Raw genomic sequence first — 25,576 nt, forward strand, 5'->3', positions numbered from 1 at the left:
CCGTCGGTCTGACACGTTCGAGGCTAGGATCTAGACTTGAGACTGTCCAAGACTTACTTGGACATACTTGAGTCCCTAGAGGTCTGACATGCTTGACCTGCGGCAACTCCGCTACTTCGTCGCCGTCGCCGAGACCGAACACGTCGGCCAGGCCGCCGAGCGGCTGCACATGTCCCAGTCACCGCTCAGCCGGCAGATCGCGCAACTCGAGCAGAACCTGGGCCTCACCCTGTTCGAACGCGGCCAGCAGAGAATCCGGCTCACCCGGGACGGCCAGGTTTTCCTGGCCGAAGCCCGTGCGCTACTGCGGCATGCTGATCGTCTGGAGAACCTGGGCCGACGGCTGGGCCGCGGAGAAGAGGGCGGACTGTGCATCGGCTACGTCGCCGACGCCATGCACACCGGCATCCTGCCCGGCGCACTACGCGCTCTGCACAACGAACGCCCCGGCATCCACATCGCCCTCTACAACCTGCCGCCCACCGAACAGTTCGAAGGCCTGCGGCAGCGCAGCCTCGACATCGCGCTCGTCCATGAACCTCCGACCGCGGATGACCCTGACCTACTGGCCGCACCCCTGCTCGAGGACCCGCTGCTCCTGGCCCTGCCCGCGGGGCATCCACTCGCCGACCAGGAAAAGGTGACTCCCGGGGACCTCGATGGTCAGCCATGGATCGCAGTCGAGAATGCCCAGGACCCCGCCTGGCGGGACACCTTCGTCGCCACCTGCACGGCAGCCGGCTTCACCCCCGACATCCGCCTCGACGCTGCCGAGCCACTGACCGCGCTCGGCCTGGTCGCCTCCGGGCTCGGACTCGCACTCGTGCAGAAAAGCATGGTGCACGCCACCACCGAGGATGTCGCGGTGCGCGAGCTTCCCTGGCACGACACATGCATCCAGCTGTGGGCCGCATGGCACCGAGTCGACCTACGACCCCTGGTGACATCGTTCCGCGCCACAGTCCTGAGCGCCAGCAGCGCCGCCTAGGGCCTGCCCGATACCGTGCGGCCATGCCCGACCACGCAGAGCGCCCGCTTCTCTTCCTGGACGTCGATGGAACGCTCCTGCCCTATGGCGGAGCGCGGCTCCCCTCGACCCCTCGAGGATGGGAGGAGTGGCAGGACGTATCGAATCCTCAGCTGGCGAAGATCGACCTCGGACACGGTCCGCGTCTGCTGGCGCTGCCCTGCGTTCTGATGTGGGCCACCGCATGGATGGAAAGTACCAACGAGGTGATAGGTCCGCTGCTCGGGCTGCCTGAGCTTCCGGTGGCCGACTTGCCGGACGCGCCGGAGGAGTACGAGGTCGGCGTGCTGAACTGGAAGACCCAAGCCGTCGTCCGAGCCGCGGCCGGACGCCCGTTCATCTGGGTCGACGACTCGATCACCGATCTCCATCAGGCATGGGTGTCGACGCACCATCGCGGGCACGGGCTCCTCCATCGTGTCGATTCCACGATCGGCCTGATCGATACGGACTTTGTCGTCATCGACGACTGGCTGCGAGACCGGCGTACTCAGGCTCAGCAACGGGAGCAGGAGCAGGGATAGGAGCGGGGAGAGAACGGGCTCTGCACGCACCACCCGCGCCACGAGTCGCGTCCGAGCAGACGGAGGCGCCGGGCCGGGCCCGCCGTGGCCCCGACCCCGCGCCCAGGCGCTTAGTTAGATGGTGACGCAGATGTTGTCCTCGATGGTGCGGTGGTCGCGCTCCAGGCCGCCGCAGACGAGACGGTTGGACTGCTCGTAGCCCACCGTCCACTTGTGGGATGCGGCGCTGACTCGAGGTGAGCGGAATTCGCCCCAATAGGCACGCAGGGTCCCACGCAGGCCGTCCTTGGTGTAGACGGTGATGTCCTGGACGAACTTGTTGTGATGTGCGGTCATGACGCAGATGTACTTGCCGCAGTGGGAATCGACTCCGCGCGCCGCGGCGTCGGCCGGCACGGCGGCTGCAAGGGGAGCGACGGAAAGCGCCGCTGCGAGGATGAGTCCGAAGCGAGTGATCTTCATGCCCGGCCCAACGCCCGAAGTGGCCGGCAGGCACGCAAACATCCCCGTCCGGCTCGCTGTGGTACCGCCGACTGCGGCCGTTCCCACACGTGGCCACCGCAATCCCCGTATCAGTAAGGGTCCAGCAGGACCGCGGGGCGTCTCCGCAGAGGCGCCCCGCTCAAGCCTCGCCAAGTCGGTCCTGCGCCGGCATCGGCAGGGATCTCACCCCACGGGGTCGTCGTCGCGCCAGGCGCGCTGCCCGCTCACCCTCTGCCGGGCCGCCCATGCCTCGGCGGTGAGTGTACGAATACGCAGGTCAAGGAGGCTGTCCAGGGTGAGGCCGACCGTCTCGCCGCGGGCGGTGCGGGCCGGCGCGTCGCTCACCTCGTCGTACACGTCGAACCGGGTCTCCGCCGCCAGTCGCCTCAACTGAGCGGCCATCGCCGTACGCAGCCGGGCAGGCCGTGTCCGTTCGATCAGTGCGGCCAGGTCGAAGTTCCGGACCGTGCCGACGTACTGGCCGGCGGCCCTGCTGACGTCCTCCAGCACGGGCAGGAGCAGGCCGCTCGTCAGCTCCGCGTCCGTGATGCCGAACTCCCTCTCCAGTTCGGCCAGGAAGCGGGCGTCCACCGCCGTCGATCCGGGCCAGGAGTCACCGCCGCCCTCGCGCGGCGACAGCCCCGTCGTACTCTCGTCGGCAGTGTGGCGCGGAGGCATCAGGTCCGTCTCACTCCTGGGTCAGTCTGAATGTGTCTCATGATCTCGGCCGACGAAGACGTCGACGGTGTCGTTGCTGTCGCCACGGACGAGGTTCGTGGCCGCCGAGGAGAAGGCGATCCGGTGGTCGCTGAGCGACGTGGAGCCCACCGCGGGCCGGTCCGCCTCAGTGCCGTCGGCCGCCAAGCTCACCCGCTCGACGGCGCCGGTCCTCAGATCCTTGACGAAGACGTCGGCAAGGCCGTTGGTGTCACCAGGGACGAGGTTGGTGGCCGCGGAGACGAAGGCGACGCGGCGGCCGTCCCCGCTCAGGCTCGCGGCGGAGCTCACCCCGTCGGCCTGGGTACCGTCGGCCGCGGTGCTGACACGTACGGTCGTCTGCGTCTTCCGGTCGAAGGCGAACACGTCGGTGACCTTGTTGGTGTCGTCGGGCACCAGGGAGGCGACGTTGGAGGAGAAGGCGAACATCCGGCCGTTCGCGCTGATCGACGAGTCGAACGAACTCTCCTTGTAGACAAAGCGGGTGGGCCGGCTGATCTGCTCCGTCGTGCCCTTCAGCCGGTCGCGGACGTAGACGTTCCTGGCGTGCGTCCAGTCGTGGTTCGGGTCCAGCTGGTCCGCCGTCTCGAACGCGACCTGGCGTCCGTCGGCGCTGAGCGACGCCGAGAGGGAGTCGCCGTCCCCGAGAGCGCCGTCGGTGCGGTACTGGACCAGTTCGTTCTTCCCCGTGCGCCGGTCGTGGACGATCACGTCGTCCCGGCCGTTGGTGTCGCCGGGGGCGGCGTCCGGGGTCGCCGTGGTGTAGGCGACGATCCGTCCGTTCGCGCTGATGGCGGGCGAATAGTTCAGGCGGCTGCGCGGCGGGGCGTCGGGGTGGCCGTGGCTGATGCGCTCGGTCCGGTGGGTGCGGCGGTCGTAGAGGTAGATGTCGTCGAGGCCGTTGTCGTCGTCCTCGGTGAGCGCGGCCGTGGTGGCGAAAACGACGTCACGGCCGTCGCCGCTGAGTGCCACACCCGTCGCCGGGCCCTCGGCGACGCGCTGGGTGCGACCGGTGCGCAGGTCGTGCACGAAGACGTCGGCGACGCCGTTCGTGTCCCCTCGGACCAAGTTGGCGGCGGCCGAGACGAAGGCGATGTAGCGACCGTTCGCGCTGAGCGCGGGTTCTGCGGAGGCGCCGTCGGCCTGCCGCCCGTCGGTGGCGACGCTGGCCCGGGCGGGGCCGGGCGAGGAGTGCTGGGCGGCGGCCGGCAACACGGTGCCGGCGAGCGCGGCCACCACGGCGGCGCTCAGAGTGGTGCGGCGTGCGACATGCATGGAAGACCCCCTGTTGTTCCGTGCGAGTGCCATGTCGGCCGGGCACATGCCTTGGTTGTTCCGTGCGAGTTCCTTGCTGTTCCCCGCAAGTCCCGTGGAGGACGGGGGGAGTTCAGCGGAGACGACGCACGAAGCCGTCGTAGTGACCGTTCGTGTCGTCGAGGGCGAGTTGGGCTGATTCGCTGCCCAGGCCGATGCGCCGGGCCCCGGCGCTCACCGAGTACACCGCCACGGAGACGTCCGTGACGGGCTCACCGGTGACGGACTCGCTGACCAGACGAGTGGTGCCGGTGCGCAGGTCGCGGAGGTAGACGTTGGCCGGCCCGAGCCGTCCGTCCGCCAGACGGGGATCCGCCTGATAGGTCAGGTACCGGCCGTCCGGGCTGAGCCGGGGCTCGCGCACCCCGTTCTCGTCGGCGGGACCGGCGTTGACGCGCCGGGTGACGTCCTTGCGCAGGTCGCGGACGTACACGGTGGAGGCGGCACTGGGGGGTTCACCCGGGACCAGTTCCTCATCACCCCAGTAGTCGAATGCGATCGTCCGGCCGTCCGCGGAAAGCGAGGCGGGCATCGCGTACCGCTGTGCCGGGGTGCCGTCCGGCTTGACGTTGACCTGTTCCTCGGTGCCGGTGCGGCGGTCGTGCACCCACGTGCGACCGTACGAGCTGCGCGGCACCAGCTGCGTGTACGCCACGTAGCGGCCGTCGGCGCTCAGACCCTGCAGGAGCGCGGGGTTGTCCGGGCGGTTCCGGTTGGTGATCCGCTCCACGACGCCGGTGCGGCGGTCGAGGACGTACACGACTCCGAAGAGGTCGCCGGGGTCGGTCTCCATCCGGTCGGCCTTGGCATTGAAGGCGATGTAGCGGGCGTCCGCCGACATGGTGGCGCCGGCCGCGAACGCGGAACCTCCGTCGAGGGCGACGCTGATCCGCTCCGTGCTGCCGGTGCGCCGGTCGTGCAGGTAGATGTCGTCGGCCGCGGCGTTCGTGGGCGGATTGTCCCAGCGGACCAGGTTCCTGGCATGGGAGCGGAACAGGATGTACCGCCCGTCGGCACTGACGGCCTGCGCGGACGACTCGCTGTCGGCCTGTGCGCCGTCCGAACTGACGCTGACCCGCTCGACTGTCCCCTTGCGCAGATCACGCACGAAGACGTCACCGAAACCGTTGGTGTCGCCGGGCACCAGGTTGGACGCGTACGCCGTGAAGACCGCGAAGCGGCCGTCGGCACTGAACTGCGGTCCGTACGAGTCGTCGTTGCCCTGCTCCCCCGTCGCCGACCCTGTGATCCGCTCGGTCTGCGGCTTCGGCGCCGACGTGGCCGATGACGCCGACAGCGCGACCATCGCCCCCGCGAGCGTCGCGACGGACACCCCACGCATGGTTCTGAACACGATTCCCCCTGTGCTTCCCCGTGGACGCATCTCCCCCGGCCCCGCGCCGAGGGCTCCCTTCGAGGCAAGCGCACCGCCATACACAGGGTCAATCCCTAGAATTGAGTACAACTCGGGCACAACATCAGGCGTCCGCGAGGCGACCTCGTCCGGGGCGTCCCGTAATTGGCCGAAAACCTACGCCCGGTCACGATGTCGCCCGCCACGAGTCCGAACACGCCCAGGCGGCGGCATACCGCTGACACCCAAGTCCGGCGTTGGTCAGTCGGACTGTTCGGGCCCCGTGGACGGGGTGCTTTCGGCTGGCCCCCCGAAGTCCGGGCTGGTGAAGTCCGGGCTGGTGAAGTCCGGGCTGGTGAAGCTCGGGCGCGGACCCGCCGCGGGGTCGCCGTCGGGGCTGCTGAACCCCGGCCGGTTGTAGCCGAGGTGCGGCATGCGGCCGGTGGTCGGTGTCGGTGACGGACGGGTCAGTGCCGCCGTGCCCGCATCGGTGAGGGCCTCCCGGAGGAACGGCATGATGCCGCGCTCCAGCAGGGCCTCGCGCCAGGCTTCCCTGGCCCGGGCCACCTCCGCGTTGAGCTCGCCGGGTGCTCCGGCCTGGAGCGAGGACGAGCCGTTGCGCAGAGCGGTGAGCAGCAGCCCGACCGCGGCGACCAGGATTGCGGCCGCCGTGACCGCGCCGAAGACCCACCCGGTGGTCAGCAGGGTCTGGGCGAACGCCAGCCGAGGGCTGAAGACCTTCAGGACGAACCCCACGAGCAGGAAGATCGCCGCGGCTGTTCCGGCGAGGACGGGCGCAAGCACCGCGACGACGGCGATCGCGCCGGCTCCGGCGGGCTCGGTGACCTCGCCCCTCGTGGCGGCGAGCCCCATCGCGCCCGCGTCCGGCTCCCCGGAGCCGGACGCATCGGCGGACCACGGGGCGGGCGGCGCCGGGCGGCGCAGTTCCTCGCGGACATCGGCATAGTGCTGGTACTCGGTCGCCGCGGCCGCCGTGATGAGTGCGGTGGCGTTGAGCGCCATGGTGCGCAGCTGTTCGGCATTGAGCCGCCGACCGACAGCGGCGAGTTCCGGGCGGCGTGGGGCGGAGCGCAGCGCCTCATCGAGGATCCGCTCGTATTCCTGGCGGTCCTCGCTCAGCAGGTACCGCGGAGCCGGATCCTCCCACCGCGAGCCGCGTTCCAGACGGCCCTTGCCCGGCTCGCGGTGCGGCACGCCGCCACCCTTGTCCCCGGGGCGTCCCTCCTCTTGCGCCCCTGGTCGCTCGCCCGGTGTGTGCGGCGGCAGGACGGGGCTGCTCGTGCGGTCGGTGAACCGTGCTTTCGTCTCCCCGTCCGACTCATTCCGCACGGATGCGTCGGACACCTTCGCCGGGTGCACCCGGATGCCCAGGACCGAAGTCAGCAGACGGCGCGCGAGGAGAGGTCGGCGCGGGCTCGCGACGCCACTCGGCTTTGTCGCAGCGCGGTGCGTGTCGGTGGGGATTCCTTCGGGCGGTTCGGAAGCACTGGAGGGTGAAGGAATTGGCGAGACGACGGTCCGCACCCCAGTGACGACCGGCCTGAACGACCCGGTGGGCGGCCGAAAGCCTGGCGACCGGCGCGAGATGACGGCCAGGACCCGGCCGGCGAAGGATTCAGCGGCCGGCGTCATACCTGCCCCCCTGCGTCTGACGATCCCTGTGGCGCGGTGATGCCTGGGTCCGGCTGCGCGCTGCCTGCGGGAGGACCTGCTGCCTGTGGCCGGAGAGGAACACCGTTGGGGTGGCCGTAACCGTAAGCCGGCTGCGGTTGCCCCTGAAGGGCTTGTTGCTGTGCCTCCTCGGCCACACCGCCCAAGGCGGCCCGGCCGGCGCTCTTGACCGCCAGTGGCACCAGCGTGGCGAGTTGTTGAACGGCTGACAGGGCCCCTAAGCCGACCATGTAGGCCACGAGCGGGTTCACACTGTGCGGGTAGGTCGCGGCGAGGGCGCCCGTCGGGGCCCCACTCACGAACAACCGCAGCACCGCGGCAACGCAATAACCCGGCCAGCCGGGCGCGGGCAACTGCTCCTCGCCGGGCCGTACATCGGGCCGGCGCCGAGGAGGATCGATCGTGTCCGGCTGCACGTTCCATGGCATTTTGTGGTGCCATTTGACGGACTTGATGACGTCGACGGCCTCCATGGTGGCACCACCAGCCACCCCCACCCACGCGGCCATCAACCAGTCCATGAGCCGAGATTAGAAGGTCGCACAGTGGCAGGGAACGACCTCGCAATATTCGCCCCAGTCACACAGCATCTTCACCCTGCGTGATCACGACGGGCCACGGCACCGACCACGCCGGCCACACCGAGCAGGGCAGCACGATCCGCCGCTCCATCATTTCGCCTCACCAGAGGTGCAGAAGGCTCCGGACGTCGTCGAGGCCGTCGCGAGGTTCCACCGTCCCAGCCGTCCCCCCACCCTGTCTTGGCGAGTGGAGTTCCCGCAGGTCAGCATCCGACGTTTCCCGGGAAACGGTCACTTCCCGGCTGTCCCTCGCGGCCTCGGGGGCGCGGCCGCCACCGTCGGAGGAGCAAAAGGGCGGCACACAAGGACTCGCTGCCCCGGACCCAGGACGAAGGAATTCGAAACGATCATGAACGTACGCATCCGCATCGCGGTCTCCTGTGCGACGCTCGCCGCGGTCACCGGGATCGCCGCGACCTCCGCCGTGGCGGCCACCACCTCGCCGAACTCCGCTGCCAGTGCCGTCACCTGCTCCAAGTGGAAGTCCATCACCGCGGACCACAACTCCGTCGGCGTGCGGTACATGGAGTGCGACCGGAAGGTCGGCGGAAAGCAGCAGACCAGCGCCGCCCTCTATATCTGGGACAACAAGACGGACGGTAAGTACGCCCGGGTGAACGTGGCCACGGGGTACGCCCACTGGAACGGCCTCGACCAGACGTGGTTCCGCTACTACTCCTGGACGAGCACCCGCCACCACAGCCCCAAGTACGAGACGGGCTGGCACTCCGGGAACGACGTCGAGGTCCTGCTCAAGGCGGTCCGCGGCTGACCGACGCGCGCCCCCGACGGGGTCGTCGGGGGATTCGGGGGTTCCGTGAGCCGCTCGGTACCGCCCGGCTGCGTGCAGCCGTGGCCGCCGGCGGTCAAGGTGGTGCAGGCCCTGGCTCCGGACGGGGTCATCGCCACCGTCATCGCGGTGTAGACGTCGGTGTCGTAGTGGACCTTCGCCTGCAAGGTTCGGCCGTGGTCGGCGATGACCTGGGCGACGTCGCCGGGGCGTCCCCAGCTGATCCGGGCCCACGCGGCTTTACAGGCGTCGCTGTACCGCAGTTCCACGTACACACCCTGGATCCTGGTGAGGGCCGCGGTCCACGCGTCACCGGCGCAGCCCGTCTGCTTGGGGTCCTTCGCAGTGCAGCTGTCGCTGAAACAGCTGGTCTCCAGCTGCCGCGTCGGTGAACTCGCCGTGATCCCCCGGCCGGTACGGTCCTGGGGGCCGGAGCCTTGGTCGAGGGCGATGAACACACCGGCGCCCACGCAGGCGAGCAGTGACGCCGCGGCGATCGCGACCCGTCCCGGACGGCGGAACGCGGGCCGGGGCGGGCGAGCGACGGGCGCCGGTGCGCTGCCGGGTTCATCGGCCACGGAGTCGGCTGGTGCCGTGGCGGCGGGCCGTTCCGCAGCGCCGCGGTTCTTCCATGCGATCGTGGCGTCTTCCCACAAAGCGGTCAGCCGTGCCGGCTCGGCTCCGACGAGTTCACCGAGGGCCAGTACGGCCTGCCGGGGCGGCAGCGCCTTACCGTTGAGGTAGCGCTCCCAGGAGGACTTGCTGTACGAGGTCTGCCCGGCCAGCGCGGTCAGACTCAGGCCACTGTGGTCCTTGAGGCGCCTGAGCTCCGTGGCCAGCCGCCGGGCATCCGATGTCAGAGCGTCGGGTAAGGGAACCCACTCCCGCATTGATGTCCCCCAGCGGCCAACGCACCGTCCGGCACTTGGCACGGTGCATACAAGCGAATGTGCTGAATGTTTTGCTGGAACAGCCGTCGGGCAGAAGATTAGACCGCCCCGCGGGTGATATCTCCGGCGTCGATGTGTTTTTCACCCTGCCTGCGGTCGGTATTCGGTCAATGCCGTACGAGGTCCGCCGGGGGCGTGCGCCGACCTGCCACGGGCCGCTAAGACTGAGGGGTGGGCTTTGTCGAGGCGGCCAGGGCGGTCGTGTGCGCGGTGGCGCTCGCGGCGGTGTGCGCCGGCGGAACCCCGTCGGCCGACGGGAGCCGCCTGCACGGGGAGGGACCGCCGGCCGACGACTGGCAGGCCGCTCCGCGCCTGGAGGAGCGGCACACTCCGCCCAGTGATCTGGTGGGGCTGTGGCAGGGGATCTTGTGGGCGGACGGCTACCTGCCGCGCACCAGCGTCACTTGCTCCTACGATGCCGCGACGGTGGCGGCGACCCGCGTCTGGCAGAGCAACCACCGTCTGTCCGCGGACGGCATCGTCGGCCCGGCCACGTACGGCGCGGCAAGCCGTCGTCTCGCCGTCGTCCTGCCCTGGACGGTGTACCACGGAGACCGCTTCGACCTGCCGCTGCGCCGAAACCGGGACGGTGTCTACGAGGTCTGGGACGTCGGGCGGTTCCGTGAACTGCGCCTGGACGCGGTCACCCTGGCCCAGTGCCGCCGGTGACGGCGTCGGCCCAGCTGTCGGACTCCGACACCCCCAGCTGGTAGTGGGCCACGACCACGGCGGCTCGCGTCGCATCGGGTCCGCCGGGGATCATCGCCGTCCACGCGGCACCCGCGGGCGCGGTCTGCCGGGCTCCGTCGTCCCCGGCGACCAGCAGCCCCGAGGTTCCCTGGGCCGGCTGGACCTCGGCCCAGCCGGCGTGACAGGCCGGGCTCCAGCGCAGCGCCAGGGTCCGCCCGAGCGCCCGGAGACGGTGCACCGTGACCGCGTCCTGGTCGCACCGCTGCCGATACGGATCGAGTCCCTGGCAACCGCCCGGCCCGCACGGCGTACCCGACCGGGGCGCCGTCGAGTGCAGCGGCCAGGGCCAGGCCGGTGCGCCGGCCGGCGCACCCTGCGGAACCGGCACGTGGTCTCCACCCCAGGAATGCCATGCCAGAACGGCCGCCAGCGCACACGCCCCGGCCGCCGTGGCCGCGGCATACCTTCGGCCGCGTGAACGCGCCGTCGAATGCGACGCCGCTTCCTGCCCCGCCGGGCCGGTCCCTTGCTCACCCTCCGGGCCGGCCGCTTCGTGCCCCGCTTCGGCCTTCGGCGACGGGCCCCGGTCCAGCGCCGTACGGGGTCGGTCGGTATCCGCCCAGACATCGGCAGCCGCTTCCCAGACCACCCGTAACCTGCCACGTTCCGCTTGCCCCAGCCGGCCCAGCGCGTCGACGGCTTCCCAGGGAGGCAGCGAGCGGCCACCGAGGTAACGCTGCCAGGAGCTGACGCTGAATCCGGTCTTGGCGGCGAGCGACGTCAGGCTCAGCTCACACCGGTCCTTGCACTGCCGCAACTCCCCCACCAGCCGCTGCAATTCCACCGGTACGTCGTCGCGCTCGCGCCGCCGACGGGTTGCCATCCGCTCCTCCCGCCCCCACAAGGGCAGCGGGCCTGCCCCACCGCGCCATCGTACGAGCGCGCCGAGCCATTGCCGTCCGCTGCCACGAAGCGCTCGGAAGCGTCCGCGGCATGCGTTCCCGCGAATGTGCCGGAACTCAGTCCAAGAAGCCAGGAGCACCTGACATGGCACCCCCGACACTGGTTGTCGGCGAGTCGACATGCTCCTCGAACCAGGCCGCTCACCTGGGCGTTCGCCGGACGTCCGGGCGGCCTTCGGCTGATCGTGTGCTCCGACCAAGGATGCACGTCACCACGACGAAGGCCGTGAGGGTGAGTCAATCGACGGGGCTCGGTCGCCGCCAGGCACCGCTTCGGGCCGTCGCCCCCTGTCCCCGCTCGATCATGCCCAGCACCACCCCGACGATGATGATCGCGCCGCCCGTCACCTGGGCGAGCCGGATCGACTCCCCGTTGATCACGACGGCGCCGATGACGCCGAAGACCGGGACCAGGTTGAGGATGTTGACCGCGACGCTCGACGCCATCCTGCGCAGACCGTAGTTGTAGAGCAGGAAGCCGCCGACCGAGCACGCCATGGCCAGGTAGACCAGCAGCGACGAGGCGGTCGCGCCCGGCATCCGCCAGTCGTCGGCCTCCAGCAGGGACACGAGCAGGAAGCCGGCCGCGCCCGCCAGGGTCTGGTAGTAGGTGACGCTCGCGGAGTCCTGCCCGGCGCTCGCGCGCTTGCCGAGCACGTTGTAGCCGGCCCAGGCCAGGCCGCCGAGCAGCAGCAGGACGTCCCCCAGCCAGCGCGAACTTCCGCCCACCTCGGCCCCGTTGCGTACGACGAGGAAGGCGCCGACGGCTGCCAGCAGCACGCCCGTCACCCTCAGCAGCGGCATCCGGGAGCGCAGGACGACCAGTTCCACCAGCATCGTCATCAGCGGGTACGTGGCCACGATCAGCGACGCGTCGGATGCCGTGGACAGGTCGACGCCGACGTTCTCCAGGATGAAGTACACCGTGATGCCGAGGAACCCGCTCAGGTAGAGCTGCCGTCGCTGTCGAGGGTCCGGCCGGGCCGGGCGGTGCCGGCTCAGCCGTACCATCACGGCCAGGAGTAACGCCGCGAGGGTGAACCTGATGGCACCGATACTGAGCGGGCCGACATCTTCCAGCACCTGCTTGGTCACCGCGTACGAACTGCTCCACAACAGCGCGGCCGCCATGACCGCACACACCGCCCACACCGTGGGTCCTCGTTCACGCATACCAAGTCGCCCCTTCCCACCACTCGTCGGCGCCGACGCACGACGACCGAACGAACGTCAGCCAACTAGGCTGGAGGCTAACAAGATCATCGAATATGATGTGAAGTGTCCGAATTACCTTCAGAATCCGGCGAGTTGAGGCGAGCATGGACGAACTTGATTCGGCGTTGGTGCGGATGCTCCAGGAGGACGGTCGGCGCACCAACCGGGACATGGCCCAGGAACTCGGTATCGCCCCGTCCACGTGTCTGGAGCGAATCCGGTCGCTGCGCAGGAGCGGCATCCTGACGGGATTTCATGCGGAGGCAGATCTCGCGGCGATCGGCCGCGGGCTGCAGGCGGTGATCGCCGTACGGGTCCGCCCGCCGTCACGTGCGGCGATCGAGGCCTTCCAGGCCTTCCTGGAGGGGATGCCCGAAGTCATCTCGATCTTCGTCCTCACCGGGAACGACGACTTCCTCGTACACGTCGCCGTCCGGGACACCGATCATCTGCACGCAGTGGTCCTGGACAAGCTGACGAAGCGCCCTGAACTCGCCGACGTACGGACATCGGTGGTCTACGGGCACATGCGCAAGAAGGTCATCGGTCCGACGTGACACCGATGCGGACCTCAGCAGGCCGTTCGCCTCGGGGCTCCCCACGGTCGGGAACGGTGGTTGCGCGCGCCACCGGACTGACACGGCAGGTGCCGCAGGCCGCGGCACCGGTCACCGGGCTGCTGGCCACCACCTACAACCAGGCCGGCACGGCGGCGCCTGCTGTTCCGGCTCTTTGCGCGACTCACGCGGAACGGGGAGCTGAAAGCAGTTGTCCTCCGTGTGGTTTCCATGAACGATCCGGGTGTGACCACGTTGTTTCTGACGGTCGGCCTGCCGGGGGCCGGCAAGACCACGAGGGCTCGGCAACTGGCCAAAGAGCACGGCGCTCTGCGGCTGACGCCGGACGAGTGGATGATTCCGCTGTTCGGCGAGTCGGAGTCGGACGGGAAGCGCGATGTCCTGGAAGGACGGCTGCTCTCACTCGCTCTGGAGGCACTGAGGCTTGGAACCAACGTGGTCCTGGATTTCGGATGCTGGTCTCGTGACGAGAGGTCCGCGATCCGCTGGTTGGTCGAGGCCGTGGGCGCGTCCTACCACCTCGTGTACATGCCGGTGGACCAGGAGACCCAGCGCGCCCGGATCGCCCACCGCCAGTCGACTGCTCCGGATCAGACCTTCCCGATGAGCGAGGCGGACCTCTCGCAGTGGAGGACGCTGTTCGAGGAGCCCGATGCCACGGAACTCGACGGGCAGGAAATCGGCGGTCCGCCTCCTGGGTGGCCGGGCTGGCTCGAGTGGGCCGCCGATCGGTGGCCGTCCTTCACATGACTCACGAGGGACGAAGACCACGCTCCCGCAGCGCCCACGCATCGCCGTCGGGATCGGTGAACTCGGCGGGTCAGCCCGTCGCCGATCCAGTCCCCGCCACAGCCAGGAGGAAAGTGGGTCAACAGGCCTGGGAGACAAGCGCCTTGTACTCCACATCGGACAGGTCTGTGGCCTGTACGTGGAGCTGGACGCCGTCGAGCAGGTTCCGGAGTGTGCCGTAGCCGGAGGAGTGCGCGACCCTCTCCTCGGCGTTCGTGCCCGCCGGGCACCAGGAGATCAGCACGATCTTCTCCTGACGGGTCCCGTCCGCGGTGGCGAAGAGGAGGTCGTGGACGACGTACCGGGGCTCGTCGGCCGGCAGGGCCTTCAGTAGTTCGTCGTGTGTCAGGTTCCCCTTGGCGTCGGGGATGACGGTCTCCAGGTTGTCGCTGAGCCGGAAGATCACTGTGTTGATGTCCCGCCTGCTTTTCAGCTCCTGAAAGGCGCTGATACAGCTGTCGTCCACTGGGGTACCACCGCTCACGACGAGTCCTTCTGATCATTGGGAGAGCAGGCCAAGCGGCTCAACGAACCGGCTCCCCGGGAGGTTCTGGGCCGCTTGCCCGCTTCGTCGCGAGGAAAGGTCGTGATCAGGCGGACAGGCCGTATCCCCCCTGGTCGGGCCGCCACGGAGCGGAGCCGGTGGACGGCTTCGGCGGCGTGAAGTCCCGGCGTCAGCGGCTTCTTCGGCTGTACGCCCCCTGCTGTACGCCCCCCTCGGCCTCAGCCCTTGCCGAAGTGCTCCGTGGGGAAGGCGCCGGCTGCCCTGAGGGTTCTGGTGAAGCCGCCGGCCAGCTCGGTGAGGCGTGCGGTGGCGGCAGCGCCGAGGTGGTCGTACGGAGCGGCGTCGAGGCGGTCGGTGAGCGCCTCGGCCTCACCACGCAGGGCCGCGCCCGCCTCCGTGAGGTCGCCCGCTCCGTCCAGCAGCCCGCGCTCGCACAGTCGGTCCCGGGCGGCGGCCCACTGCTCCGCGGACCACCCGCGTGTCCGCATGAACAACGCCGACGTCGGCGCCGTACCGGTGGCGTTGTGCAGGACGAGGGCCTCGATCCCGGACAGGCCGGCCACCGCCAGAGCGGCGAGGTGACCGTCACCCCGGTGCTCGCGCAGCAGCGTCGCGGCGTGCCACAGGGCCAGGTGCGGTTCCTCGGGTACGGGAAGGCCGGCGTTGGCGGCGTACAGCGGCCGCGCCTCGCGGCGGCACGCCTCGGTGGCGCGCAGCGCCAGCTCGGCCGCCTCGGCCATCTCCTTCGACGTGAGGGCTTCCTCCCCGAGCAGTCGCCGCAGCGTCCCGTCCGCGCCACGCAGCCGGGCCGCGAGCACCGCCTCCGGCGTGGTGACGGACCACGCGGCGGGGATGTACCGGGCCACGTGCTCGTGGTTGAAGTTGTAGAACGTCGCTGTGACGGTGCCCGCGCCGACCTCTCCGAGCGGGGCCGCGCGGCCCGCGAAATAGGCCATGGCGCCGCGCTCCAGCCCGAGCGCCGCGAGTTCGTCCTGCTGCTCGGGCGCGAAGTACACGGATGTGTGCACGGGATTGACGACGTTGTGGCAGCGGCGTCCCGCGCTCGCCTCGCCTGCAGTCATCTCGAATGAAGTCATCAGGACGAGCCGCCCGGAAGGATCTGCCGGCCGCACCCGGGCCTCACTCGCCGGCCCACGGCACGAGGACGGCTCGGGCGAGCGTGTGCTGGAGGATGAAGAAGCTGAGGGCGGCCGGGGTCGACTCCGGGGTGATGCCGAGGGTCGTCACAGACGGTATGTCGAGTGCGTTGACGGCGATGTAGTAGCGGTGCTTGCCGGTTCCCGGCGGTGGCGCGGCGCCGACGTAGGCGGTCGCGCGAACATCGTTCGAGACGTGGAAAGCGCCGTCCGGCAGACCGCCGTTGCCGGGCGTGCCGACGCCGGCGTCGAGGGACGTCATGTCGGCGGCGATGTCGGCCACCGCCCAGTGCCAGAAACCGGACGGGGTCGGGGCGTCCGGGTCGTACATCGTGACGACGAAGCTGCGGGTAGCGGCCGGGAAGCCGCGCCACGACAGCTGAGGGGAGCGGTCCTCGGCTCCGGCGGCGCCGCTCATGGCGGCGAACTGCGCCACCGGCAACGGGCCTCCGTCGGTGACGTCCGCGCTCGTGACGGCGAACTCGGGAACGGCGGGCATGGTGTCGTACGGACTGCTCATCGGGTCTCCCATCGAGCCAGGTTGCTTACTTTCAATAATCAACCACACTTTTAAAAATACTGCCAGCTGTCAAATGTTGTAGGATCCGTCCCGTGGCGAGAGGAGCCGGGCAGCAGACCCGCAGTGAGGTGGTGCAAGACCGCATCCGGGCCGACATCCTGGGCGGCCGGCTCCGGCCTGGCCAGCGGTTGAAGTTCCCCGAGCTCAGCGAGCAGTACGGGGTGAGCACCGGCGCCGTACGCGAAGCCCTGCTCAAACTGGTCGCCAAGAACCTGGTCAGCTCCGAGGCGCACCACGGCTTCCAGGTCACCGACGTCACCGCTCGCGGGCTGGCCGACCTGACCGACACCCGCACCGAGATCGAGTCCCTCACCCTGAGCCGCGCCATCAGCGAGGGCGGCCTCGCGTGGCAGGCTCAGGTGCTGGCCGCCCACCACACCTTCGAGCAGACCCCGCGCGGCGACGGTGACCAGCCGGGCGAGGACTGGCTGATCGCCCACGCCGACTTCCACACCGCGCTCCTGGCCGGCTGCGCCAACCCCCGGCTACGCGAACTGGCCGCCTCCCTGAGGGAAGAGGCCGAACTGTACCGGCGGTGGAGCCGACCCACACCGGCGGAGACGAACCACTGGACCGACCAGGCCGTCCACAAAGAACACCGCGACCTGCTCGACGCGGTCATGGCCCGCGACAGCGAGCGGGCCGACGCCGTCCTGCGCCGCATGATCAGCTCCACGTCAGGCATGATCCTGGACACCGAGCCGCACGCGTGATGCGCGGGTGAGGATCGCGGCGATGTGGCGTGCAGCGGCCGTCCGCCAGAGGCGACAGTCCTCGTAGCGGCCGTCAACACGTGCGCGTTGACGCGGATGCCTTCCGGGCCGTAGGTGATGGCGGCCGACTCGGCGAGGCTGTTGACCGCCCGTTTCATCACGCATGGGCGGGCAGCTCGGGGTTGCCCCATCAGGCCCCCGACGGATGAGTTGTTGACGACAGCGCCCGTCCCGGCGGTGGTTCGGATGGCGGCGATGTCGAACCGGCCGTACAGGTTCACGGCGCGGTCCACGGCGGCGCGCACGCCGGTCGCGTCCGCCAGTTCGCACACCACGTACTCGCGGAGCCGCCCGCCGACCGCCGACCCGAATCTCCTCGGCCACCGCCTTCAACTGGGCCTCCGCCCCCGTCCGCGAGAAGCACTCGGGCGCTTACCCGGGCGAAGAGCCGAGCCGCGGCGGCTCCGATGCCGCGTCCGGCGCCGATGATGAAGGCGACCTTGTCGGCCAGCAAGTCCGGGGCAGCAGCTGGGTCGATCGCGCGGCGGGGCCGGTCCAGGCGTGAGGCCGCGTCGAGTTCGGCTCGCAGTACCTCGTGCAGCCGCTGACCTCCGCCCGGTCCGCTCGCCTGATGCGACGATCATCCTCGTGTCTTCGCTGCCCGCCAGGGAGTGAGTGAGAGGACGAGAAGACGTGGATGTGTATGAAGCCGTGGACAGTCGCAGGGCCGTGCGGGCGTTCAGCGGTGAGCCGATACCCAAAGAGGTGCTCGAACGAGTGCTGGCCGCGGCGACGCGGGCCCCGTCGAGTGGGAATCTCCAGCCTTGGCATGTGTATGTCGTGACCGGTGAGCCCTTGGCCGAACTGAAGAGACGCGCGACGGCCAGGGCACTGGCGGGAGACCCGGGTGATGAGCGGGAGTATCCGATGTACCCGGCCGAACTGACCTCACCGTACCTGGACCGTTTCTCCGCCGCGGCTGCCCAGCGGTACCAAGCGCTGGGAATCGAGCGCGACGACCCCGACAGGCCCACGAAGATCGCCGCTGTGAACTCGGACGCGTTCGGGGCGCCGGTCGTACTGTTCTGCTACCTCGACCGGACGATGGGGCCCGGGCAGTGGGGGGACGCGGGGATGTACTTGCAGACGGTCATGCTGTTGCTGAGGGCGGAAGGACTGCACAGCTGCCCCCAGGTGATGTGGACGATGTTTCGCGAGACTGTCAGCAAGGCGGTGGGAGCCGATGACGGGCTCGTGCTGTTCTGCGGTGTCGCTGTGGGGTTCGAGAAGGAGGGCGTGCCACGGCTGCGCACCGGGCGGGCGGACATGACAGAAACAGTGAGCTTCATCGGAGGATGACGAGTATGAACCGCCGTCTGACCAGTGATCCTCTCGACAGACGGGTCGTCAGCCAGCAGCTGGCGGTGAAGATTTCGCGGACTTCGCGGACCGCGTAGCGGACCAGCGCGTAGCCGACCGCCGGGTCGGCCCACCACCAGCCGACGGCGGTGACCGCGGTCCACCCGATGCCCGGCGGCGCATGGCGGGAGGGGGGAGCCGGCGGCCGGCACCCAGGTGGACCGCACCCGCAGGTGGACCGCGAGCGCCGCGAATCCGTCGCCGATCAGCCGCAGTGCGCGTTGCTGACGTGCTTCACCGGTGCCCGACAGGTCCCAGATCACTACCAGTCGGCGCTCGCCGTTCCAGGTCGGCAGATACCGATCAGCCGGACGTCAGTGAGGCACGGATCCGGGTGACAGCGCGCAGGATCTCGTCCCGGTTCCTCGCCCGCTTGATCCATAGCGGCAGACGCGCCACCAGTGTCATCTTCCGTCTGGTGTCGTACCAGGGTGCTCGTTCACGCAGCGGCGCTTGGACGAAGCGCTGGAGCAGGTCCAGATGGTCCAGGTTGTATGCCCACAACCACCCATGACGGGTCTCGCGCTGGAGCCACAGTGGCGTGCCGAAGAACGGGTCCGTCGCGGGCTGAGCCGTACCCCGGCTGAACGAGACGCGACGGGCGGTCGACACCCGTGACAGCCCGCAGTTTCGGCAGACAAGACGCCTGGGCGTGAACAGTGTCGCTCTCGCGTCAGGCAGAGCATCGCATCCCTGTATCGCCAGTGCTCGTCCGGAGCGAGGGCGGAAGAAAATGAGCAGGTCCGGCCACGTCGGCGGTTCGTCCGCCGGTCAGGGGGCGAGGGCGTCCGCGAGCGCGACGGGGGCGGGCCGTCACCCAGGGCAAGAGCGGCTGATACTCAGGTCCGCGTCATCATCGGCGAGAGATCTCGGCGGTGGAGGCCAGCCGTAGGCCGGCCAGGGCGAGGAAATCGGTGAGTTCGATGTGGCCACCGTCGGTCCCGTCGTCCCACATCGTCCAGAGCCTGGACTCCTCACCGTCCCACGTGTCGGTGTCCTCACTCGGATGCTGCTCGACGGTCCCCTCCCCGTGCCGGTACCGCAGATACAGGTACTGACCGCCGGTCGTCCACGCGTCCCACTGCGACGGGAAGCCGCCGCAGGTCTGCACCACCCGGGCGAGGGCCACGTCCTCGTGCAAGTGGCTCTCGACCGGCCCCAGGTGCTGGTCGTGGGCGAGGACGAGGTCGTCGTCGAGAGCGAGTAGGCGGATGCTCCCGCCGGGGAACTGGAGCGTGAGTCCGGCCCCGAAGTCGACGCGCACGTCCCGATAGTTGATCTCTCGGACCGAGCGGACCGGCTCGCCGATGAACCGGGTCACCGACAGGCCAGGTGGATCCTCGACGACCACGACACTGCCGTACTGCTCCATCGAGTACGGCTCGTGCGGCTGGTCGATCGTCAGCGACAGGCCAGTGCTGGGTGTGTGGAAGTGGACCGGGCCGAGCCCTTCGAGATGGAGCCACAGATGCACCAGCGACGGCTCGCCATCGGCGTAGTGGTGCCAAGCCGTGGTCACCCGCAGCAGCCGCTTACCGATCAGGTCGGCGGCGAACAGCTCCTCATCGTCGGTCACCCGCTGATGTTCGCATGGCTCCCCATACCGTGACGCCGGGTTTCGCTCGCCTCCAAGCCAGGCCGCTCACCTCTGTGCGCGTTCGGTTTTCCACCGCGGTACTCCCGCGGCCCGTACACGTGTGTCCCCGGCGGGAAGTGCGACGAGGTGTCGCGGCGATGTCACACCGGGGTCCTCATGACCCCTCTTGGACGCGGAGGTTCGGCAAGGAAGCGGCAGACGCGCGCGGGAGGCCGTTATGACAGGACTTAGGACAGGAGGCTCTTATGAACGACGTGACCGATCCGGTGTCCGGGGAGCGGCAGAAGGTCCGTTTCAGCAGCGGCGGCAGCGAGTGCGCCGCCTGGCACTATCCGGGGAGCGACGGCTCCTGTGTGATCATGGCGGGCGGGTTCGCCGTGACGAAGGAACCGGCCACCGACCTGTTCGCGCGGCGGTTCCACGACGCCGGGTTCGGCGTGCTGGCCTTCGACTATCGCGGATTCGGTGAGAGCGGTGGTCGGCCGCGTCAAGTCGCCTCGGTCAGCGGGCAGTTGGCGGACTGGCGAGCCGCTGTCGCGTGCGCGGCGACCCTGCCGGGAGTCGACCGGAACAGGCTGGCCGTCTGGGGGTTCTCCGCATCCGCCGGTCACCTCCTGCGGGTCGCGGCGCGCACCCCGCACCTCGCCGCGGTGATCGCCCAGACGCCGAACGTCGGGGGCCTGGCCGCCGCACGCCTCGCGGCGCGCCACCAGAAGCCACTCGCCCTGCTGCGCCTGTTCGGCAGGGGTGTCCTCGACGCGGCCGGCGGCCTCCTCGGCCGTCCGCCGCTGCTGGTGCCGCTCAGCGGCGAGCCCGGCACCGTCGCCGTCCTCACCACGCCGGACACGGCCGACGTCCCGCGCGCGCTCAATCCCGGCGACCGGTATCCGCACTGGCGGCAGGAGGTCGCGGCCCGCTCAGCGCTCGGCCTCGGGTTCTACCGTCCTGGCCGCGACGCCTCCCGCGTACGGTGTCCACTGCTCGTCGTCGTATGCGAGCAGGACCAGTCCGCCTCGCCCACGGCGGCCGTGCGCGCGACGCGACAGGCGCCCCGCGCGGAGCTGGTGTGGTTGCCCGGCGGGCACTACGCGCCGTTCCTGGACGCGCACGAACGGGCGGTCGACGCCGAGTTGTCGTTCCTGCGCCGACATGTGCTCGATTCCCCGGTGGCCTCCGTCGCCTCCGTGGAGCGCGGATGACGACGGGGGAGATCGAGCTGTCGGCGGGGACGGTCGCGTACCGGGACACGGGTGGCGACGGTCCGGTGCTGGTGCTGCTGCATGGGCTGATGATGGACGCCTCGCTGTGGGACGAGACGATCACCGAGCTCGCCGCCGACCACCGGTGCGTCGCGCCGACCCTGCCGCTCGGGGCGCATCGGCACGGAATGCGGGCCGACGCCGACCTGTCGCTGCCCGGGGTGGCCCGGCTGGTCGCGGAGTTCCTCGAACGCCTCGATCTGCGGGACGTCGTCCTGGTCGGCAATGACACCGGCGGTGCGCTCGTCCAGCTCATGATGGGCGACGGTGCGGCACGGGTGGCGGGGGTGGTGCTCGTGTCGTGCGACGCCTTCGACAACTTCCCGCCCGGGCTGACGGGCCGGACGCTCGTCCTCAGTGGCAGGCTCCCACCTCGGCTGTTCGGGATGTTCATGCAACAGATGCGGCTACGGCCGCTGCGCCGCATGCCGGTCGCCTTCGGGTGGCTGACGCTCCGGGGCGACGCCGCCACCGCTCGGTGGATCAGGCCGGTCCTCGAACGGCCGGAGATCCGCCGCGACGCCGTACGCACACTGCGCGCGGCGGCGGCGGACACCGGTCTGCTGCTCGCCGCGGCCGAACGACTGCCGCACTTCGACCGCCCCGCCCTTGTCGTCTGGGCGCGCGGCGACCGTGTGATGCCGCCCGAGCACGGCCGGCGCCTCGCCGCGCTGCTCCCGCGGGGACGGCTGGTCGAGATCGACGACAGCTACACGCTCGTCCCGTTGGACCGGCCGACGGAACTCGCCCGGGCCATAAGGGAGTTCACCCGGTCGTCCGCGACCGCCTGACGGTCCTGGCGCGCTCGGCACCCGTTCGCCGGCCATACCGCCATAGAGCCGCAGAGCCGTACGGGGTCACAGCGTCGTACGGGATTCGAGGTCGGCGCGGGTGTCGTTGCCGTAGACACCCGTCTCGTCGCCCCGGATCCCGTACCAGAGCTGGAAGCGCGCGACCGCGGCCGTGAGCGTGGCGTCGTAGGCGCCGTTCGTGGAGCCGTGGTCGTAGACGTTCGGGATCCGCAGCAGCCGCTGCTGCAGGTCCTTGACCGCGGGGCCGCTGTCCCCCTCGCGCAGGGTGCCCGCACCGTCCGGGTCGGCGCTCGCGGACGGGGCCTGAACGGCGGCCGTCGTGGACGCGCCGGTCGGGGCTCGCCCGGCCTGCGCTCCGGCCTCCTGCTCACCGCCGGGCAGCAGGAGCGCGAGGGCGAAGCCGACGAGGGCCGCACCCGTGACCCCGATGACGACCGCCGCCCGGCGGTGCCCCGTACCCCACCCGGCCGTCCGCCCGCCCGCGCGCCCGCGCTCGCGGTGGACTCCGGGAGCGGAGGAAGGCCCGCGAGCCCCCACCGGTCTCTCGCCCCGGGTGTAGTCCTCGCCCACGAGGACGGGTGGCAGTTCCTCGGTCGCGTCCTCGGCCACCGGCGGCGACACGGCGACCGTCGTGGCCGGTACGGCGATGACCTCGTAGTTCTCGTCCGAGTCGGGCCCGTGCTGTTCCTCCCGCACCTCCTTCAGAAGTTGCGCAAGTGCCTCCGTCCGGCGGCGCCGCTGAACATAGGTGGGTTCGATCGCCCGTCGCCCCCCGGGCTGCCCTGGTTCGGGCGGTGTCGGCACACTGCTCTCCTTCCGTGCGCGCGGTTTCACGCCATCCCCGTGGAGTGATACGTGGCCGGCGGCCCCGGGGTTCAACGGAGCCGCAGGCCCCCGAGCCGACGTGGTCGTACAACGTGAAGAATGGGCAAATAACGGGTAGGACCACCTTCGGGGAGCGGAGAGGGTCGCCGTGGCTGCGAGCGAGGAACCAGACGTGTCGGCCGCCCGCCGGCGTTTCGACATGGCGGACGCCGCGCCATTGCTGCTCGACGCCCGGATGACGGTGACCAGCTGGACCGCGGACGCCGAGCGCCTGCTGGGGTACGCGCCCTCCGAGGTCCTGGGTCGCCGCGCCGCCGACCTGCTGCTTCCGGAGGACGCGGCCCGGATCCCGGACCTTGCGGCGCGGTGCAGCGACGGCGGCGGCTGGGCGGGACTGCTGTCCGCGCTGCACCGGGACGGGCACGCGGTCCGGGTGATGGTCCGGGCCGTCCCGATACGCGAGAGCGGCGGGCCGACGCGCTGGGTGGTGCTGCTCGCGGATCTGGCCGGTGGCCCCGGCTGGGACATGAGCCGGTCGGTGCTGGAGCGGATGAACGCCCGCTCGCCGGTGGGCATCGCCATCGTGGACACGGACCTGCGCTATGTGTGGTCGAACGCCGCGCTGGAGCAGTTCGGCGGGGGGCCGCCGCACCGGCGGCTGGGGCGCAGGCTCGCCGACATCCAGCCGGGCCTGGACGCCGAGACGCTCGAGGCCCAGATGCGCCGGGTGCTGGAGAGCGGCCGGCCGGTCGTCGGGTACGAGCACGTGGGCCGCATACAGTCCGCGCCGCATCGCGAGTCCGCGCACTCCCTGTCGTTCATTCGGCTGGAGGACGACCACGGCCACCCGATCGGGGTCTACTACACCGTCGTCGACGTCACCGATCGCTACCGTGCGCGACGGCGGCTGGCGCTGCTCGACCGGGCCGGCGAGCACATCGGTCGCAGTCTGGACGTCCTGCGCACCGCACAGGAGCTGGCCGATGTCGCCGTACCGGGGCTGGCCGACTTCGTCACCGTGGACCTGCTGGAGTCCGTACTCAGGGGAGCGGAGCCGGTGCCCGGCCCGCTGAGGGACACGGACGTGGTGTCGCTGCGGCGTGCCGGACAGCAGTCGGTCCGGGCCGGTATCCCGGAAACCGCTGTCGAGGTGGGTGAGGCCGCGACCTACCAGACGACCTCTCCCCCGGTCCGCGCTCTGGCCGAGGGCCGGTCCTGGCGTGAGGCGCGGCTCGACCCGCAGGCCAGGAAGTGGAGCACGAGCGCCCGCGAGGGCCCGGCCGCCTCCTTCCTCGACCTCGGGCTGCACAGCGCGATGATCGTGCCCGTCCGGGCCCGTGGCGTCACGCTGGGGATCACCACATTCTTCCGGCGCGACCGCGAGGACCCCTTCGACGAGGACGATCTGAGCCTGGCGGAGGAGTTCGTCGGCAGGGCGGCGCTGTGCCTGGACAACGCCCGTCGCTACACCCGTGAGCGCGACGCGGCGCTCGTCCTCCAGCGCAATCTGCTCCCGCACCGCTTCCCCGAGCAGAACGCGGTGGAGGTCTCGGCCTGCTACCGGCCCGCGGACGAGCTCACGGGCCTCGCCGGGGACTGGTTCGACGTCATTCCGCTGTCCGGGGCGCGGGTGGCCCTGGTCGTGGGCGAGGTGACCGGTCACGGCATCGACGGCGCCGCCGCGATGGGGCGGCTGCGGGCCGCCGTGCAGACCCTCGCCGATCTGGACCTGTCGCCCGAGGAGGTGCTCGCGCACCTGGACGACCTGGTCAGCCGGGCCGCCCGGGAGGAGGGCAGCGGCGCGGACACCCTCACCAGCGGGATGCAGGCCGTCGGAGCCAGCTGTCTGTACGTCGTGTACGACCCGGTGAGCGGGCAGTGCGCGATGGCGGACGCGGGGCATCCCGCACCCGCGGTCATCACGCCCGACGGCACCGTCACGTTCGCGGACCTTCCCCGCGGTCCCGCACTGGGTGTCGCCGGACTGCCCTTCGAATCGGTGGAGTTCACCCTCGAGGAAGGCAGTGTGCTCGCCCTGCACACCGACGGGCTGATCGCCACGCCCCGCACGGGACGGGATCCGGACGCGGGCCGGGAGCGGCTGCGGGGCGCATTGGCCTCGCACCGTCAGCCGTTGGACGGCATGTGCCGCACGATCGTGGACGATCTCGTGCCGTCGCGGCCGTACGACGACGTGGCGCTGCTGATGGCGCGCACCCGCCGGCTCGGCGCCGAGCAGGTCGCGACCTGGGACCTGTCCACCAATCCGGCCATGGTCGCCGAGGCCAGGAAGGTGGCGACGCAGCAGCTGAGTGCATGGGGCCTGGACGAGCTGGTCTTCACCACCGAGCTGGTCGTGAGCGAGCTCGTCACCAACGCGATCCGGTACGCCTCGGGGCCGATCCGGCTGCGCCTGATCACCGAGCGGGCGCTGATCTGCGAGGTCTCCGACGGCGCCGCGACCGCCCCGCATCTGCGGCATCCGAAGACCACCGACGAGGGTGGCCGCGGGCTGTTCCTGATCTCCCAGTTCACCCGGCGCTGGGGCACCCGCTACACCCCCGAGGGGAAGGTCATCTGGGCCGAGCAGTCGCTGACCACCCAGCCCACGACGTGACGGACGGACGTGTGGCCGCGGGGTTCAGCAGTCGCGGAACTCGGGTGACTGGTTGAGGATCTGCGAACGCTGTGAGGTGAACCGGGAGTGGGTCGCGCCGCCCCGGCCCTCGGGGCGGAAGACCGCGACGCGGTGGCAGTTCATGAAGGCGAGGGTGACGCCGAAGTGCCGCTCCAGGCTGCCGCGGATCGCGTCGCTGGCGAGCGCCCTCAGTAGCTGGCCGCGTTCCTTCTCGGACGGCGGCGGAGTGTGGTTGTCGGCGAACTCAGCCGTACCGTCCCGGAGTTGACGAGCCAGGTCGGCGATGAGGCCGTACGCGTACGGCAGGGACGTACGGACGGTGTCCACGAAGTCCGCTTCGCGGACCGGACCGCGTTCGGCTTCGGCGAGCAGTTTCGGGGAGACGTCGAGTGACATGAGAGTGGC

The 25,576-nt window shown here is 70.3% G+C and carries 26 protein-coding genes and 2 pseudogenes; 11 read left to right on the plus strand and 17 right to left on the minus strand.

Annotation, left to right across the window (positions count from 1 at the left end; all coding sequences use genetic code 11):
• The first annotated feature begins 88 nt into the window (after nt 1-88).
• Together ACZ7M2_RS21775 and ACZ7M2_RS21780 are read left to right on the plus strand one after the other, a co-directional pair.
• Nucleotides 89-988 carry a LysR substrate-binding domain-containing protein gene (locus ACZ7M2_RS21775; protein WP_471596644.1) on the plus strand — a complete coding sequence of 300 codons (900 nt, stop codon included), beginning with the start codon at nt 89-91 and terminating at the stop codon, nt 986-988.
• A 23-nt stretch (nt 989-1,011) separates the two neighbouring features.
• Nucleotides 1,012-1,551 carry an HAD domain-containing protein gene (locus tag ACZ7M2_RS21780; RefSeq protein ID WP_471596645.1) on the plus strand — a complete coding sequence of 180 codons (540 nt, stop codon included), beginning with the start codon at nt 1,012-1,014 and terminating at the stop codon, nt 1,549-1,551.
• A 114-nt stretch (nt 1,552-1,665) separates the two neighbouring features.
• Here ACZ7M2_RS21780 and ACZ7M2_RS21785 read toward each other — a convergent pair whose 3' ends face one another.
• From ACZ7M2_RS21785 to ACZ7M2_RS21810, 6 genes are all read right to left on the minus strand, one after another.
• Nucleotides 1,666-1,887, minus strand: a complete 222-nt coding sequence (locus ACZ7M2_RS21785) for a hypothetical protein (protein ID WP_471596646.1) — start codon at nt 1,885-1,887, stop codon at nt 1,666-1,668.
• A gap of 330 nt (nt 1,888-2,217) precedes the next feature.
• Entirely contained in the window at nt 2,218-2,712 is a 495-nt protein-coding gene (locus ACZ7M2_RS21790) for a hypothetical protein (protein WP_471596647.1), read from the minus strand.
• A 21-nt stretch (nt 2,713-2,733) separates the two neighbouring features.
• Nucleotides 2,734-4,026 carry a TolB family protein gene (locus tag ACZ7M2_RS21795; RefSeq protein WP_471596648.1) on the minus strand — a complete coding sequence of 431 codons (1,293 nt, stop codon included), beginning with the start codon at nt 4,024-4,026 and terminating at the stop codon, nt 2,734-2,736.
• 112 nt (nt 4,027-4,138) lie between these two features.
• Nucleotides 4,139-5,398 (minus strand): TolB family protein, encoded by a 1,260-nt coding sequence (locus tag ACZ7M2_RS21800; RefSeq protein ID WP_471596649.1) that lies wholly within the window; start codon nt 5,396-5,398, stop codon nt 4,139-4,141.
• A 282-nt stretch (nt 5,399-5,680) separates the two neighbouring features.
• Entirely contained in the window at nt 5,681-6,604 is a 924-nt protein-coding gene (locus ACZ7M2_RS21805; protein ID WP_471597007.1) for a hypothetical protein, read from the minus strand.
• Between the two features lie 464 nt (nt 6,605-7,068).
• Nucleotides 7,069-7,632 carry a hypothetical protein gene (locus tag ACZ7M2_RS21810; RefSeq protein WP_471596650.1) on the minus strand — a complete coding sequence of 188 codons (564 nt, stop codon included), beginning with the start codon at nt 7,630-7,632 and terminating at the stop codon, nt 7,069-7,071.
• Nucleotides 7,633-8,041: 409 nt separating this feature from the next.
• Between ACZ7M2_RS21810 and ACZ7M2_RS21815 the strand changes: the two genes are divergently transcribed.
• Nucleotides 8,042-8,464, plus strand: a complete 423-nt coding sequence (locus tag ACZ7M2_RS21815; protein ID WP_471596651.1) for a hypothetical protein — start codon at nt 8,042-8,044, stop codon at nt 8,462-8,464.
• Here the strand turns inward: ACZ7M2_RS21815 and ACZ7M2_RS21820 are convergent.
• Nucleotides 8,365-9,372 carry a helix-turn-helix domain-containing protein gene (locus ACZ7M2_RS21820; protein WP_471596652.1) on the minus strand — a complete coding sequence of 336 codons (1,008 nt, stop codon included), beginning with the start codon at nt 9,370-9,372 and terminating at the stop codon, nt 8,365-8,367. The genes ACZ7M2_RS21815 and ACZ7M2_RS21820 overlap by 100 nt on opposite strands.
• A gap of 231 nt (nt 9,373-9,603) precedes the next feature.
• Here ACZ7M2_RS21820 and ACZ7M2_RS21825 point away from each other — a divergent pair, with 231 nt between their 5' ends.
• The gene (locus ACZ7M2_RS21825) at nt 9,604-10,101 is read left to right on the plus strand and encodes a peptidoglycan-binding domain-containing protein (protein ID WP_471596653.1); all 498 of its coding nucleotides are present in this window, start codon (nt 9,604-9,606) and stop codon (nt 10,099-10,101) included.
• Here the strand turns inward: ACZ7M2_RS21825 and ACZ7M2_RS21830 are convergent.
• Together ACZ7M2_RS21830 and ACZ7M2_RS21835 are read right to left on the minus strand one after the other, a co-directional pair.
• The gene (locus tag ACZ7M2_RS21830) at nt 10,076-11,005 is read right to left on the minus strand and encodes a helix-turn-helix domain-containing protein (protein WP_471596654.1); all 930 of its coding nucleotides are present in this window, start codon (nt 11,003-11,005) and stop codon (nt 10,076-10,078) included. The two genes, ACZ7M2_RS21825 and ACZ7M2_RS21830, sit on opposite strands and share 26 nt — an antisense overlap.
• 316 nt (nt 11,006-11,321) lie before the next feature.
• A complete protein-coding gene (locus ACZ7M2_RS21835) occupies nt 11,322-12,257 on the minus strand; it encodes a DMT family transporter (RefSeq protein WP_471596655.1) in 936 nt (311 codons plus the stop codon).
• A gap of 146 nt (nt 12,258-12,403) precedes the next feature.
• Between ACZ7M2_RS21835 and ACZ7M2_RS21840 the strand changes: the two genes are divergently transcribed.
• Together ACZ7M2_RS21840 and ACZ7M2_RS21845 are read left to right on the plus strand one after the other, a co-directional pair.
• The gene (locus ACZ7M2_RS21840) at nt 12,404-12,856 is read left to right on the plus strand and encodes an Lrp/AsnC family transcriptional regulator (RefSeq protein ID WP_352045244.1); all 453 of its coding nucleotides are present in this window, start codon (nt 12,404-12,406) and stop codon (nt 12,854-12,856) included.
• A gap of 246 nt (nt 12,857-13,102) precedes the next feature.
• Nucleotides 13,103-13,627: a P-loop nucleotide/nucleoside kinase family protein gene (locus ACZ7M2_RS21845; protein ID WP_471596656.1), complete on the plus strand. Its 525-nt coding sequence runs from the start codon at nt 13,103-13,105 to the stop codon at nt 13,625-13,627.
• Nucleotides 13,628-13,745: 118 nt separating this feature from the next.
• Here ACZ7M2_RS21845 and ACZ7M2_RS21850 read toward each other — a convergent pair whose 3' ends face one another.
• The 3 genes from ACZ7M2_RS21850 to ACZ7M2_RS21860 all read right to left on the minus strand — a co-directional run bounded on the left by ACZ7M2_RS21850 (nt 13,746) and on the right by ACZ7M2_RS21860 (nt 15,848).
• Entirely contained in the window at nt 13,746-14,150 is a 405-nt protein-coding gene (locus ACZ7M2_RS21850) for an actin-binding ADF family protein (protein ID WP_471596657.1), read from the minus strand.
• 239 nt (nt 14,151-14,389) lie between these two features.
• Nucleotides 14,390-15,253 carry an SCO6745 family protein gene (locus ACZ7M2_RS21855; protein WP_471596658.1) on the minus strand — a complete coding sequence of 288 codons (864 nt, stop codon included), beginning with the start codon at nt 15,251-15,253 and terminating at the stop codon, nt 14,390-14,392.
• Between the two features lie 58 nt (nt 15,254-15,311).
• Nucleotides 15,312-15,848: a YbhB/YbcL family Raf kinase inhibitor-like protein gene (locus tag ACZ7M2_RS21860; protein WP_471596659.1), complete on the minus strand. Its 537-nt coding sequence runs from the start codon at nt 15,846-15,848 to the stop codon at nt 15,312-15,314.
• A gap of 92 nt (nt 15,849-15,940) precedes the next feature.
• On the opposite strand from ACZ7M2_RS21860, the gene ACZ7M2_RS21865 reads away from it, so the two are divergent.
• Nucleotides 15,941-16,621 carry a GntR family transcriptional regulator gene (locus ACZ7M2_RS21865; protein WP_471596660.1) on the plus strand — a complete coding sequence of 227 codons (681 nt, stop codon included), beginning with the start codon at nt 15,941-15,943 and terminating at the stop codon, nt 16,619-16,621.
• Nucleotides 16,622-16,704: 83 nt separating this feature from the next.
• On the opposite strand, the pseudogene ACZ7M2_RS21870 reads toward ACZ7M2_RS21865, so the two are convergent.
• Nucleotides 16,705-17,180, minus strand: a pseudogene (locus ACZ7M2_RS21870) (SDR family NAD(P)-dependent oxidoreductase); the annotation flags it as partial.
• Between the two features lie 134 nt (nt 17,181-17,314).
• Here ACZ7M2_RS21870 and ACZ7M2_RS21875 point away from each other — a divergent pair.
• Nucleotides 17,315-17,980: a nitroreductase gene (locus ACZ7M2_RS21875; protein WP_471596661.1), complete on the plus strand. Its 666-nt coding sequence runs from the start codon at nt 17,315-17,317 to the stop codon at nt 17,978-17,980.
• Between the two features lie 363 nt (nt 17,981-18,343).
• Here the strand turns inward: ACZ7M2_RS21875 and ACZ7M2_RS21880 are convergent.
• Nucleotides 18,344-18,697: pseudogene (locus tag ACZ7M2_RS21880) on the minus strand (hypothetical protein); the annotation flags it as partial.
• A 196-nt stretch (nt 18,698-18,893) separates the two neighbouring features.
• Nucleotides 18,894-19,616, minus strand: coding sequence for a hypothetical protein (locus ACZ7M2_RS21885; protein WP_471596662.1), 723 nt, complete (start codon nt 19,614-19,616; stop codon nt 18,894-18,896).
• A gap of 266 nt (nt 19,617-19,882) precedes the next feature.
• Between ACZ7M2_RS21885 and ACZ7M2_RS21890 the strand changes: the two genes are divergently transcribed.
• Both ACZ7M2_RS21890 and ACZ7M2_RS21895 read left to right on the plus strand, forming a co-directional pair.
• Nucleotides 19,883-20,836 carry an alpha/beta hydrolase gene (locus ACZ7M2_RS21890; RefSeq protein ID WP_471596663.1) on the plus strand — a complete coding sequence of 318 codons (954 nt, stop codon included), beginning with the start codon at nt 19,883-19,885 and terminating at the stop codon, nt 20,834-20,836.
• Nucleotides 20,833-21,687, plus strand: coding sequence for an alpha/beta fold hydrolase (locus tag ACZ7M2_RS21895; RefSeq protein ID WP_471596664.1), 855 nt, complete (start codon nt 20,833-20,835; stop codon nt 21,685-21,687). The genes ACZ7M2_RS21890 and ACZ7M2_RS21895 overlap by 4 nt, the downstream gene beginning before the upstream one ends.
• 66 nt (nt 21,688-21,753) lie before the next feature.
• On the opposite strand, the gene ACZ7M2_RS21900 is transcribed toward ACZ7M2_RS21895, so the two are convergent.
• Complete coding sequence (locus tag ACZ7M2_RS21900; RefSeq protein ID WP_471596665.1) at nt 21,754-22,512, minus strand: peptidoglycan-binding domain-containing protein; 759 nt, start codon at nt 22,510-22,512, stop codon at nt 21,754-21,756.
• Between the two features lie 220 nt (nt 22,513-22,732).
• Here ACZ7M2_RS21900 and ACZ7M2_RS21905 point away from each other — a divergent pair, with 220 nt between their 5' ends.
• Nucleotides 22,733-25,150 (plus strand): SpoIIE family protein phosphatase, encoded by a 2,418-nt coding sequence (locus ACZ7M2_RS21905; protein ID WP_471597008.1) that lies wholly within the window; start codon nt 22,733-22,735, stop codon nt 25,148-25,150.
• Between the two features lie 24 nt (nt 25,151-25,174).
• On the opposite strand, the gene ACZ7M2_RS21910 is transcribed toward ACZ7M2_RS21905, so the two are convergent.
• A complete protein-coding gene (locus tag ACZ7M2_RS21910) occupies nt 25,175-25,567 on the minus strand; it encodes an SCO5389 family protein (RefSeq protein WP_352045233.1) in 393 nt (130 codons plus the stop codon).
• Nucleotides 25,568-25,576: the final 9 nt, after the last annotated feature.

The sequence above is a fragment of the Streptomyces sp. NPDC111507 genome, from assembly GCF_055638955.1.

Excerpts from the sequence above, each read along its gene's own strand:
- ACZ7M2_RS21775 (WP_471596644.1), top strand. The coding sequence starts at position 89 with ATGCTTGACCTGCGGCAACTCCGCTACTTCGTCGCCGTCGCCGAGACC.
- ACZ7M2_RS21780 (WP_471596645.1), top strand. The coding sequence starts at position 1,012 with ATGCCCGACCACGCAGAGCGCCCGCTTCTCTTCCTGGACGTCGATGGA.
- ACZ7M2_RS21785 (WP_471596646.1), bottom strand. The coding sequence starts at position 1,887 with ATGACCGCACATCACAACAAGTTCGTCCAGGACATCACCGTCTACACC.
- ACZ7M2_RS21790 (WP_471596647.1), bottom strand. The coding sequence starts at position 2,712 with ATGCCTCCGCGCCACACTGCCGACGAGAGTACGACGGGGCTGTCGCCG.
- ACZ7M2_RS21795 (WP_471596648.1), bottom strand. The coding sequence starts at position 4,026 with ATGCATGTCGCACGCCGCACCACTCTGAGCGCCGCCGTGGTGGCCGCG.
- ACZ7M2_RS21810 (WP_471596650.1), bottom strand. The coding sequence starts at position 7,632 with ATGGACTGGTTGATGGCCGCGTGGGTGGGGGTGGCTGGTGGTGCCACC.
- ACZ7M2_RS21815 (WP_471596651.1), top strand. The coding sequence starts at position 8,042 with ATGAACGTACGCATCCGCATCGCGGTCTCCTGTGCGACGCTCGCCGCG.
- ACZ7M2_RS21820 (WP_471596652.1), bottom strand. The coding sequence starts at position 9,372 with ATGCGGGAGTGGGTTCCCTTACCCGACGCTCTGACATCGGATGCCCGG.
- ACZ7M2_RS21830 (WP_471596654.1), bottom strand. The coding sequence starts at position 11,005 with ATGGCAACCCGTCGGCGGCGCGAGCGCGACGACGTACCGGTGGAATTG.
- ACZ7M2_RS21835 (WP_471596655.1), bottom strand. The coding sequence starts at position 12,257 with ATGCGTGAACGAGGACCCACGGTGTGGGCGGTGTGTGCGGTCATGGCG.
- ACZ7M2_RS21840 (WP_352045244.1), top strand. The coding sequence starts at position 12,404 with ATGGACGAACTTGATTCGGCGTTGGTGCGGATGCTCCAGGAGGACGGT.
- ACZ7M2_RS21855 (WP_471596658.1), bottom strand. The coding sequence starts at position 15,253 with ATGACTGCAGGCGAGGCGAGCGCGGGACGCCGCTGCCACAACGTCGTC.
- ACZ7M2_RS21860 (WP_471596659.1), bottom strand. The coding sequence starts at position 15,848 with ATGAGCAGTCCGTACGACACCATGCCCGCCGTTCCCGAGTTCGCCGTC.
- ACZ7M2_RS21890 (WP_471596663.1), top strand. The coding sequence starts at position 19,883 with ATGAACGACGTGACCGATCCGGTGTCCGGGGAGCGGCAGAAGGTCCGT.
- ACZ7M2_RS21895 (WP_471596664.1), top strand. The coding sequence starts at position 20,833 with ATGACGACGGGGGAGATCGAGCTGTCGGCGGGGACGGTCGCGTACCGG.
- ACZ7M2_RS21905 (WP_471597008.1), top strand. The coding sequence starts at position 22,733 with ATGGCGGACGCCGCGCCATTGCTGCTCGACGCCCGGATGACGGTGACC.
- ACZ7M2_RS21910 (WP_352045233.1), bottom strand. The coding sequence starts at position 25,567 with ATGTCACTCGACGTCTCCCCGAAACTGCTCGCCGAAGCCGAACGCGGT.